Below are 9,768 nucleotides of genomic sequence, written 5' to 3'. Positions count from 1 at the left end.
GCCCGAGCTACAAGTCGGGCGCGATCAACTCGGCGCGCGACTTTCCCATCCCCGAAGGCGGGCGCACGATACGCGAGGGGACGTCCGTGACCGTTGCCTTCACCGTCGGGGTGGATGGCCGGGCCAGCCATTGTTCGGTGGTGTCGCCCGGCCCCGATCCGGCCACCAACGCACTGGTCTGCCCGCTGGTGATCGAGCGCATCCGGTTCAATCCCGCCATCGATGCCAATGGAAATCCTGTGCCGGCGCGCTATGGCTGGCGTCAGGACTTCTTTCGCCGATAACCGATTACTGTAAAAGGCGAGGGCTGTGTCGCATGCATTACGAATGGAGCTGACCCTGATTCATCCCGTTATCCTGTGCGGAGGCAGCGGCACCCGTTTGTGGCCGCGCAGCCGCAGGGTGTTGCCCAAGCCGTTCGTGCCGCTGGTCGGCGAGCAGACCCTGTTCGAGGCGACGCTGCGCCGCGCGATGGACCCGCAGATGTTTGCCAGCCCCACGGTGGTGACGGGCGCGGCGCATCTTGCCTATGTGCGCGCGCAGCTCGCGCCGATCTGCCAGGGCACAACGATTGTCGAACCCGAGGCCAAGAACACCGCGCCCGCCATCGCGCTGGCCGCGCAGTGCATGCCGCGCCCCGATGCGCTGATGCTGGTCTGCCCGAGCGACCACTACATCGCCGATGTCGCCGCGTTCCACGAGGCGGTGAAGCATGCCGCCGCGCTGGCCGGGCAGGGCCACATGGTCGCCTTCGGGATCACTGCCACCGCTCCCGAGACCGGCTTCGGCTATATCCGCAAGGGCGCTGCGCTCAAAGGCGGCTACGAGGTCGAGCGGTTTGTCGAGAAGCCCGATCTTGAAACGGCGATCTCGTTCCTTGCCGATGGCAACTACAGCTGGAACGGCGGCATCTTCGCCTTCCGCGCTGACGCCTTCCTCGCCGAGCTGGCTGCGTATCGCCCCGCGATGGCCGAGGCCGTGCGCGCCTCGGTCGCAGCGGGCGACACGCGCGACGGCGAATTCTATCCCGCCGCCGAACCCTTCGCCGCCATCGAAGGCGATTCGATCGACTATGCGGTGATGGAGAACACCGCGCGTGCCGCCATGGTGCCGGTATCGATGGGCTGGTCCGACATCGGCAACTGGCAGGCCCTGCGCGATGCGCGCGACGGCGATGCACAGGGCAACCGCGTGCGCGGTCAGGCCGAGCTGGTCGATTGCACGGGCGTGCTGGTCGAGACCGACGGGCCGCGTGTGAACGCCATCGGGCTGGAGGATGTCGCCATCGTCGTTGACGGCGACGAGGTGCTTGTTACCACCATGGCCGGAGCGCAGAAGGTCGGCAAGCTCACCGGCGCTGCCAACCAGTAGCGCGTGCGGATCGGGGAGGAAGGATGCCGACGGCGGTAAACGATGCAATGATCGCACAGACGATCCAGCTGGCGCTGACACCGGTGTTCGTCCTGGTGGCGATCGGCAACATCATGAACATCCTGTCGACCCGGATGGGCCGGGTGGTGGACCGTGCGCGCACCTTGCAGGGGCTGTTTACCGAAACCGAGGGCGAGGAGCACGATCTGGTCGTGCGCGAGATTCGCATGGCCAACAACCGCATCCTCATCATCGGCCGGGCCATGCGCCTGCTGGTATCGTCGGCGCTTTCGATTGGCCTCACGGTGGCGCTGTTGTTCTTCGAAGGGTTTGCCCATTCCGGCTTGAACGCAGCGGCGGCGATCACCTTCATTCTCGCCATTTCGCTGCTGATGCTGGCGTTGCTGCTGTTCCTGCGCGAAACCCGCGAGGCGACCGAGGCGCTGCGCATCCCCGAGACCTACCTCGAACTGCATCGCAGACTGTAGAGCGGGATGGGGCGCACGCAAGCCAGCGTCGAGCCCCCACCCCCAGCCCCTCCCCAAGGGGAGGGGAGCAAGGTGCGTCCGGGCAATGGCATCAGATTCAATCCGGGCTCAGCCCTTCGGCGGTTCGAGCAGGCTCGGCCCCTGATTGCGGATCGCCATTTCCACCATCGGCTCGACAAAGGCCAAAGCGCCGGGCAGCTCGACCGTGAACACCACTTCGGTGTCCTCGATATCGACATGGCCGCTGATCGCCTGACCCATCGCGCCGATGGCGAGCGCCATGCGGTCTTCGCTGGGCCAGCTAGTGCTGACCTCGACCATGGCGAGCGGGATGTTGTCGCCGATCCGGTGCGAATTCTCGTGCAGGCGGCGGCGCACTTCCTCGCGGGTGAGGTTATGGGGCAGGGCGAGGCGCATCAGCTTTTGCTCTCCTGTTTGTCGAACGCGGGCAGCGGCACGCCCGGGCCCTCATCGCCGAGCTGCACGCCGCTGCCGGTGTCCAGCGCGGTGCCATACTTGTATTCGAGATAGCGGCCCCGGATCGCGAGATCGTCAAGCGAGCCCTGCGCCAGTTGGCGATTGATCGAATCGAGTTCGCTGCCGATCACCTTCAACCCCTCCTGAAGCTGGCGCGCCGGGGTGGTGCCGTTGCTTTGCTCGTCGCGCAGCCGCTGCGGGATGCGGCGGAAGCCGGCGATCATCTCGGGCAGGTCTTCGCCCACCAGCTTGCGGATCTGCGCGGCGGTGGGGTGGTTCTGGTCGACCTCGGCCAGCTGCACCTGCAACTCGTCAAGCTGCACGCCGATATCGTTGACGAGGCTGGCGGCGGGCGCGGGCAGCGCATCGCGCTGGTGTTCGAGCCACAGTTCGGTGCGGCCGACCAGTTGCTTCACATCGGGCGTGTTGAGATCGGCGCGTTTGGGCGTCTTCAGGCGCGGATAGCGCGCCAGCACGAAGGCCGCCACCACCATGGCCAGCACCGTCAGCATCACCCCGTAAAAGCCGATCCCGTTAAGGATCGCCCCCGCCACACCCGCCGCCACCAGAATGGCAAGGATGGCGACAAACAGCCGCACGACCTTCTTCACCAGATGCTGCTTCTTCAGCCGCGCCGAGGCCATGCCGACCGAGTTACCCCGCCGCCTCCCGCCCGCGCGCTGGTGCGCGAGCGCATCGCCGGCGGCGCGGACGATCTGGTCGGACTGGTGGGTGAGGTCGCTCATCGGCTCGGCAGGCTCAGCTTTCGAGGCTCAGGATGCTGCTGCCCTGCACCTGCTGGGCGGCCTGGGCCTGCCCTTCGGCGCGGGCGATATAGCCCTTCGACTTCTCGACCTCGAGCGACAGCGTATCGACCGTCTGCTTCATCGAATCGAGCGCGCGCAGCTTGAAGCTGTCGACCTCGTCCATCGTGTCATAGATGTTCTGGAACGCGCGTTGCAGCGTCTCCATCGGGATCGTGCTCGATGCCGCCTGTTCGTGAATGCGCGCGGTGTTGTCGCGCAGCATCTGCCCGGTCGAATCGATGATGCCCGCCGTGGTGGTGTTCAAGGCGGTAATCTGGTCGAGCACCAGCTTCTGGTTGGTCATCGCCTGACTGACGGTGACGGCGGTGCGCAGCGCGCCCACGGTGGTGGTGCTCGCGCGGTCGACACCTTTCACCAGCTCGACATTGTTCTTCTTCACGAGATCGAGCGCGAGATAGCCCTGCACGCTCACCGCCATCTGCGTGAGCAGGTCCTGCGTGCGCTGGCGGACATAGAACAGCGCGGTCTCGCGGATCGCCTTGGCCTTGGCCGGATCGACGCTGTCCTGATTGGCCGCCTCTTCCTCCAGCCGGGTGTCGAGCGACTTGGCGATGTGGATCATCTGCTCCAGCTTGCCCATCGCCTCCCACAGCTTCTGGCGTTCGACGTCGATGGCGGCATTGTCCATCAGCAGCTCGTCCTTGCCGCTCGACAGGCGGGCGAGGATCGACTGGATGTGGCTTTGCGCCGAGGTGTAGCTGTCGAAGTAGTTCTTCAGCTTGCCGCCGAAGGGGATGATGCCGAGGAACTTGCGCCCGGTCATCTTGCCGCGGCGACCCGGATCGAGATCCTCCACCGTGCGGCGCAGCTCGGTAAGGTCGGCGCCGACGCCGCTCTCCTGATCCATCGCCCGCACAGGCCGATCAAGGAAGCGGTTGGACATCTGGCTCGCGGCCATGATCTCCTTGCGGCCCATATTGGTGATCTGATCGACCTTCTTGCCGAAATCGGGCGAATTGGCGTCGAGCGCGATCAGCTCGCTCACAAAGCCCTCGACCTTTTCCTGCAGCGCGGTCTTCTTCTCCTCGTCGACCGGCACCAGCCCGGCGGCGCTGGCAGGCGCGACCGTGGGCACGGGATCGGGCGGCGTCAGCTCCAGCTTCGTCGCGGTCATCGTTTCGTTGCTCGTGGCCATCGGCTCTTACACCTTCCCGTTGGTTCGATAATTGCTGTATTAGTGATATAAGACAGGTCTTTCAAGAATTCGCGATGCTGCAACTCTTGGACCTGCCCGATTTTCCGCGCTAACGGTTACGAATGCAACCCGAGAGCAAAAGCCCCGAGGCCGGGAAGGCATCCGCCGCCACGCCCGGCTTGCCGTCAAGCCACACTGCCAGCCTCATGCACGTGTGGGACGCGTTCAAGACCTGGTGGCGGACCGAGGCCAGCGGCACGGTCGATCAGGCGGCGGTGATCGCCAAGCGCCGCGCCGAATGCGCGCTGACCGGACGCTATCTGCTGATGGTGACGATGTCGGCGGGGATCGCGATCCTCGGCCTGCTGCTCAGTTCGCCGGCGGTGGTGATCGGCGCGATGCTGCTCTCGCCGCTGATGGACCCGATCATGGGCGTGGGCTTCTCGCTCGCTATCGGTGACTACAAATGGCTGCGCCAATCGGTGAAGAGCCTCGCCATCGGCACCGGCTTTGCCATCGTGTTCTGCGCGCTGGTGGTGTTCCTGTCGCCCTTGCAGAACGTGACCAGCGAGATCGCCGCGCGCACCCGGCCCAACCTGTTCGACCTGCTGGTGGCGATCTTCTCGGCCATTGCGGGCGCCTATGCGATGATCCGCGGGCGCGAGGGCACCATCGTCGGCGTGGCCATCGCCACCGCCTTGATGCCGCCGCTCGCGGTGGTCGGCTTTGGCCTAGCGACCTTCAACTGGACGGTGTTCTCGGGCGCGCTGTTGCTGTTCGTCACCAACCTTACCGCCATCGCGCTTACCGCCACGGCGATGGCGCGGGCCTATGGCTTTTCCTCCAGCCTGTCGGAGCGCGGCTCGCAATTGCAGAGCGCGGGCATGCTGATCGCCTTCGTGGTGCTGGCCGTTCCGCTTGGCCTGTCGCTCCAGACCATCGCGTGGGAAACGCAGGCCCAGCGGGTGATCCGCGACGAGATCAGCACTGTGTTCGAGGGCAAGGCCGAGGACGTCGATCCCAAGGTTGAGTTTTCGACCGGCGCGGTGCAGGTATCGGCCACGGTCTACACGAACGAACTGTTCGACCGCGCCAAGGTCGAGAGCAACGCCGCGCGCCAGCTCGAATCGCGGCTCGGGCGGCCGGTGTCGGTCACGATCCTGCAAATCCAGAGCGCCGATGCGCGCGAGGCGGAACTGGCGCAGCTGGGCGAAAGCCGGAAGCGCGAGGCCGAGAGCTTAGAGACCGCCGGTGTCATCGCCGAGCGGCTGGCCTTGCTGGCGGGCGTCCCGGCCGATCAGGTGACGGTCGACCGCGACAACCGCCGCGCCATGGTCCGCGCGCGCCCGCTCGATGGGGCGAGCCTTGCCGCCTATGCCGAGCTGGAGCGGCGCATCGACGCCACCGAACCGGCCTGGGATATCCGCTTCGAACCGCCGCCGCTGGCCTTGCCGAACATCACCTTTCAGGAGGTGAAGACCGATGTCGGCGTGTCGAACACCTTCACCAGCGAAGGGCGCAAGGCATTGGCGCTGGTCGAGTGGGCGCAGCGCCGCAAGGGCCTGCCAATCCTGCTGACCGGCCCCGCCGACGCGGTCGAGCAGGTGCGCAAGGTTCTGGCCGAAGACGATGTGACGGCAACCGTCGAGGAAACCGGTTCGGGATACGGCACGGTGCGTGTGGCCTGGGATATGGAGCAATAGCGATGTCGAGCGAAATCACGGTTCTGCTGCTGTCGACCCTGCTGCTGGTCGCGCACATCATGCTGGCGATCCGTTACAAGACGGCGCAATACGGCACCGACTGGAACATGGGCGCGCGCGACGGCGATCTGCCGCCGCTTAACGCCGTTGCGGGCCGGCTCGAACGCGCGCGCGACAACTTCCTCGAAACCTACCCGATTGCGATCATCGCGCTGCTGGTGGGCGACATGTACGGGCAGAACTCCAGCCTCATCGCCATCGCCGCATGGGTCTGGCTCGGCGCGCGGGTGATCTACCTGCCGCTCTATTGGGCGGGCGTGCCCAAGGTGCGCACGCTGGTCTGGGCGGTCGGCATGCTGGCCTTGCTCACCATTATCGTGGCGCTGCTGCTGATCTAAGAACCAAAATCCGTTCGCGCTGAGGAGGGTGAAGACGCAGTCTGAGCCCGTCTCGAAGCGGGGCTTGCCCTCGGTCCTTCGAGACGCTCAGCCTGCGGCTTCGCTCCTCAGGACGAACGGATGCGGGTGGTTAGACCTTTTCTCGCCCCGACTGGGCAAGCCGCTGGCGCGAAGTGTTGCCGGGCACGGCCACCTGCACGCTCGGGTCGAACGTCTTGCCCACGCCTGCGCGGCCGTTCTCGCACCAGATGTGCACCTCGGTCTCGCTGTAGCCCGAGGGGAGATAGCGGATGCGGTAGCCGTCGGGGTGGTCGCTCCAGCGGCCTGCGGGCACGGCGATGCTGCCTTCGCCCAGCGGCACTGCGCCGGTCAGCATGGCGATGCTTTCAAGCTCGGAATAGCTCGCTCCGCTGGCAAGACCGTTGCGAAGCTCTGCCTCGGCCCGGAACACCGCCCGCATTGGCGCGGGGACTTCGCCCATAAGGCTGCTCATCGCGCCAGACGGCACCAGATCGAGCGCCGAGCGGTTCAGCGTGGCGAGCTGGCGGCGGGTCAGCAGCTGGGCTGCCACCAGCTTGTGCTCGGTGCTCAGATCCTCGAACCTGGCGCGGGCGAGGATGGCCCAGATCAGGGTCTGGATATCGTGCTGGTCGATGCCGGGGTGCTGGTTCGAATTGCGCAGGATGTCGCGGATCGCCTCTTCGCGCGAACCTTTCAGCGGGGCGTAGAGATAGCCGTCACCGCCGCCCGGCCCATGCGTGCCCGCGTGGAGGCAATAGCTTTGCGCCGTAAACTGCCAGTAGCCCGGTTGCACCACGAAGCCGCCGATGGGTGTGCGTTCGAGCGAGGTCATCGGAGCCGGGGCGAGCGGCGGGTTCACGCCGTCAAGCGACGGATTGCCCCAGACCGCATCGGCCAGCTTGGTGGTGATCGGTTCGTCGCCGCCGAACACGCGGTCGAGCCCGATCTCGTTCGTCACCGAACGCACGAGGTTGCCGAGGCCGCCGAACTGCGCCTGCGCGGGGGCTGCCGCCGTCACGCCTGCGCCGATCAGTCCGGCGCCGAATGCGCGCCGCGAAAGCCGATAAGCCTTGTCCATCTTGCCTCTGTCCCTCTCGATGCCAATTCGGCGGAGCCCTTAGCACCGGGAGGGGGAGGGGAGAAAGGGCTAAGCCGCCAGTTCGAGCGGGGCAATCTCGCCCGACAGATACATCTTGCGCGCCTTCGCCCGGCTGAGCTTGCCCGACGAGGTGCGCGGCAGCGTGCGCGGCGGCACCAGTTCGACCACGCAGTTCATGCCCGTGATCGCGCGCACCTTGTCGGCGATCTCGTTGCGCAGGCGCACCCGCTCTTCCGGGTCGGACACGCGGCAGTGGACCAGCACGGCGGGCGCTTCCTCGCCATTCTCGGTCTCGACCGCGAAGGCGGCGATGTCACCATGGTTGAAGCCGGGCAACTGCTCCACCGCCCACTCGATATCCTGCGGCCAGTGGTTCTTGCCGTTGATGATGATCATGTCCTTCGCGCGGCCGACGATGAACAGATAACCATCGGCCATGTAGCCCATGTCGCCGGTGTCCAGCCAGCCATCGACCAGGCATTCGTCGGTCGCTTCCTGATTGCGGAAGTAGGAGTGCATGACGCTGGGACCACGGCACCAGACCTTGCCGATCTGGCGATCCTTCTTGGCCTTGCCGTTTTCGCCGCGGATTTCGACGTCCATGTCGGGCAGGGCCTTGCCGCAGTTGACGATCGCGCGATAGCGGGCCGGACGCGAAAGGTCGCGCTTGGTGCCCGAGAGCCGCTCTTCCTCGACCAACTCGACGCGGATGCCTTCGCCCGGCGGCATCACGGTCACCGCCAGCGTCGCCTCGGCGAGGCCATAGGACGGGGTGAAGGCGCTGGCCTTGAACCCGGCATCGGCAAAGGCGTTGACGAAGTTCTGCATCACGTCGGGGCGGATCATGTCGGCCCCGTTGCCCGCCAGCCGCCAGCGCGAAAGGTCGAATCGTTCGGACACGTTGCTCTGGCTGGAGATGCGGCGGGCGCAGATGTCGTAGCCGAAGGTGGGTGAATAGCTGAGCGTGGTGCCCGGATTGCGGCTGATCAGGTCAAGCCAGGCCAGCGGACGGCGCGCGAAGTGCTCGGTCTTGAGATAGTCGACGCTCACCTGATTGGCGACCAGCGACAGGAAGCAGCCGACCAGCCCCATGTCGTGATACCACGGCAGCCAGCTCGCCACGCGGTCGTTGTAGCCGATGTCCATCGCGGTGGCATGGCCATAAAGGTTGTGCAGAAGCGCGCGGTGGGTAACGGCGACGCCCTGCGGGAAGCGGGTCGAGCCGGAGGAATACTGCAAATAGCAGATGTCTTCGGGATCGGCCTCGGGCAGCTCGGTCTCCGGGGCTTCGCGCTGGGTGAACGTATCCCAGTCCATGCCGGTGCAGCCCTGCTTTTCCGCCGCCGCAGCGGTCATCTCGGCGATTTCGGGCGGATAGAGCAGAATGGCCGGATCGGCGCTTTCGAGTTGCACCGCGAGCTGGTCGATATAGCTGCCCTTGCCGCCGAAGGTGGTGGGCAGCGGCAGCGGCACCGGCCAGGCGCCGGCATAGATGCAGCCGCAGAACAGCGAGGCGAACTCGGGCCCGGTCTCGGCGATCAGCGCGACCCGGTCGCCCTTGCCGATGCCCATGGCGATCAGCCGCTGCGCGTGGCCCAGTGCATCCTCGCGCATTTCGCGGTAGGGATAGACCCGCTCCAGCGTGCCGCGTGCATCGTGGAAATTCAGGCCCTTCTCGCTCTGCGCGGCATAGTCGACGGCTTCGCAGAAAGTCGCAAAGTCGGAGCGCCGACGCGGCTGAGCGCAGTCGTTGGGCGTGGGAACAAGCTCGGTCATATTTTCTAAGGGCTACCCTTTTTTGTGTCTTTGCCTGCGCTCTTGTGGCGCGTCCCATATCCAAAAACGCGGCGCCGGAACGACCGACCCCGCAGCAGATTTTTTCATTTCAAGGCAAGTGTGGCACTAATATGGCGAAATGCGCGATAGTGAACAACCAAATGTTAGGCAAGCAAGGCCTCGAAAGCCGCTCGGATCGACGCAACTGCGTGAATTGGCGATGAATTACGTCGCCCGTTTCGCCACGTCGAGCGGCAGGCTGGAGGCCTATCTGGCGCGCAAGCTGCGCGAACGCGGCTGGGAGGAGGGCGAGCCGGGGCCCGATATTCCGGCGCTGGTGGCTGACTTCGCCAGCCGCGGTTATGTCGACGACGAGGCCTATGCCCGCACCCGCAGCGAAGGGTTGCTGGCGCGCGGCTATGGCGCGCGGCGGGTGGGCGAAGCCTTGCGACAGGCGGGCATTGACGAGAACT

11 protein-coding genes are annotated in these 9,768 nt (G+C 65.8%); 6 read left to right on the top strand and 5 right to left on the bottom strand.

What is annotated here, in order from left to right; all coding sequences use genetic code 11:
- The 3 genes from D2V17_RS21275 to D2V17_RS07365 form a co-directional block, all read left to right on the top strand.
- Window positions 1-284: energy transducer TonB (locus D2V17_RS21275; RefSeq protein WP_220474083.1), on the top strand; the 284-nt coding region annotated here is incomplete at its 5' end.
- Between the two features lie 49 nt (window positions 285-333).
- Window positions 334-1,371, top strand: coding sequence for a mannose-1-phosphate guanylyltransferase (locus tag D2V17_RS07370; protein ID WP_119592444.1), 1,038 nt, complete (start codon window positions 334-336; stop codon window positions 1,369-1,371).
- A gap of 23 nt (window positions 1,372-1,394) precedes the next feature.
- Window positions 1,395-1,859, top strand: coding sequence for a DUF2721 domain-containing protein (locus tag D2V17_RS07365; RefSeq protein WP_245978599.1), 465 nt, complete (start codon window positions 1,395-1,397; stop codon window positions 1,857-1,859).
- A gap of 108 nt (window positions 1,860-1,967) precedes the next feature.
- On the opposite strand, the gene D2V17_RS07360 is transcribed toward D2V17_RS07365, so the two are convergent.
- From D2V17_RS07360 to D2V17_RS07350, 3 genes are read right to left on the bottom strand one after another with little or no spacing between them, the layout of a single operon-like run.
- On the bottom strand, window positions 1,968-2,276 hold the full coding sequence (locus D2V17_RS07360; RefSeq protein WP_119592442.1) for a polyhydroxyalkanoic acid system family protein: 309 nt from the start codon (window positions 2,274-2,276) through the stop codon (window positions 1,968-1,970).
- Window positions 2,276-3,082 carry a hypothetical protein gene (locus D2V17_RS07355; RefSeq protein WP_191229115.1) on the bottom strand — a complete coding sequence of 269 codons (807 nt, stop codon included), beginning with the start codon at window positions 3,080-3,082 and terminating at the stop codon, window positions 2,276-2,278. Before D2V17_RS07355 ends, D2V17_RS07360 begins: the two co-directional genes overlap by 1 nt.
- Window positions 3,083-3,095: 13 nt before the next feature.
- Window positions 3,096-4,298 carry a toxic anion resistance protein gene (locus D2V17_RS07350; RefSeq protein WP_119592441.1) on the bottom strand — a complete coding sequence of 401 codons (1,203 nt, stop codon included), beginning with the start codon at window positions 4,296-4,298 and terminating at the stop codon, window positions 3,096-3,098.
- A gap of 122 nt (window positions 4,299-4,420) precedes the next feature.
- Between D2V17_RS07350 and D2V17_RS07345 the strand changes: the two genes are divergently transcribed.
- Window positions 4,421-6,001: a TIGR00341 family protein gene (locus tag D2V17_RS07345; RefSeq protein ID WP_119592440.1), complete on the top strand. Its 1,581-nt coding sequence runs from the start codon at window positions 4,421-4,423 to the stop codon at window positions 5,999-6,001.
- A 2-nt stretch (window positions 6,002-6,003) separates the two neighbouring features.
- A complete protein-coding gene (locus D2V17_RS07340; protein ID WP_119592439.1) occupies window positions 6,004-6,399 on the top strand; it encodes an MAPEG family protein in 396 nt (131 codons plus the stop codon).
- 130 nt (window positions 6,400-6,529) lie between these two features.
- On the opposite strand, the gene D2V17_RS07335 is transcribed toward D2V17_RS07340, so the two are convergent.
- Together D2V17_RS07335 and D2V17_RS07330 are read right to left on the bottom strand one after the other, a co-directional pair.
- Entirely contained in the window at window positions 6,530-7,498 is a 969-nt protein-coding gene (locus tag D2V17_RS07335) for a hypothetical protein (protein ID WP_119592438.1), read from the bottom strand.
- A 69-nt stretch (window positions 7,499-7,567) separates the two neighbouring features.
- A complete protein-coding gene (locus D2V17_RS07330) occupies window positions 7,568-9,295 on the bottom strand; it encodes a fatty acyl-AMP ligase (protein WP_119592437.1) in 1,728 nt (575 codons plus the stop codon).
- Window positions 9,296-9,515: 220 nt separating this feature from the next.
- Here D2V17_RS07330 and D2V17_RS07325 point away from each other — a divergent pair.
- Window positions 9,516-9,768, top strand: a 253-nt coding sequence (locus tag D2V17_RS07325) for a RecX family transcriptional regulator (protein ID WP_245978597.1), incomplete at its 3' end; no start/stop codon positions are given.

It is taken from the genome of Aurantiacibacter xanthus, assembly GCF_003584015.1.
GTDB lineage: Bacteria > Pseudomonadota > Alphaproteobacteria > Sphingomonadales > Sphingomonadaceae > Alteraurantiacibacter > Alteraurantiacibacter xanthus.
The sequence above is the reverse complement of the archived record's forward strand: the minus strand, read 5'-3'. Positions and strand labels throughout refer to the sequence as shown.

Bases quoted from the DNA above. Each gene is read 5' to 3' on its own strand.
- D2V17_RS07365 (WP_245978599.1), top strand. From the start codon at position 1,395: ATGCCGACGGCGGTAAACGATGCAATGATCGCACAGACGATCCAGCTG.
- D2V17_RS07360 (WP_119592442.1), bottom strand. From the start codon at position 2,276: ATGCGCCTCGCCCTGCCCCATAACCTCACCCGCGAGGAAGTGCGCCGC.
- D2V17_RS07355 (WP_191229115.1), bottom strand. From the start codon at position 3,082: ATGAGCGACCTCACCCACCAGTCCGACCAGATCGTCCGCGCCGCCGGC.
- D2V17_RS07350 (WP_119592441.1), bottom strand. From the start codon at position 4,298: ATGGCCACGAGCAACGAAACGATGACCGCGACGAAGCTGGAGCTGACG.
- D2V17_RS07345 (WP_119592440.1), top strand. From the start codon at position 4,421: ATGCAACCCGAGAGCAAAAGCCCCGAGGCCGGGAAGGCATCCGCCGCC.
- D2V17_RS07340 (WP_119592439.1), top strand. From the start codon at position 6,004: ATGTCGAGCGAAATCACGGTTCTGCTGCTGTCGACCCTGCTGCTGGTC.
- D2V17_RS07335 (WP_119592438.1), bottom strand. From the start codon at position 7,498: ATGGACAAGGCTTATCGGCTTTCGCGGCGCGCATTCGGCGCCGGACTG.
- D2V17_RS07330 (WP_119592437.1), bottom strand. From the start codon at position 9,295: ATGACCGAGCTTGTTCCCACGCCCAACGACTGCGCTCAGCCGCGTCGG.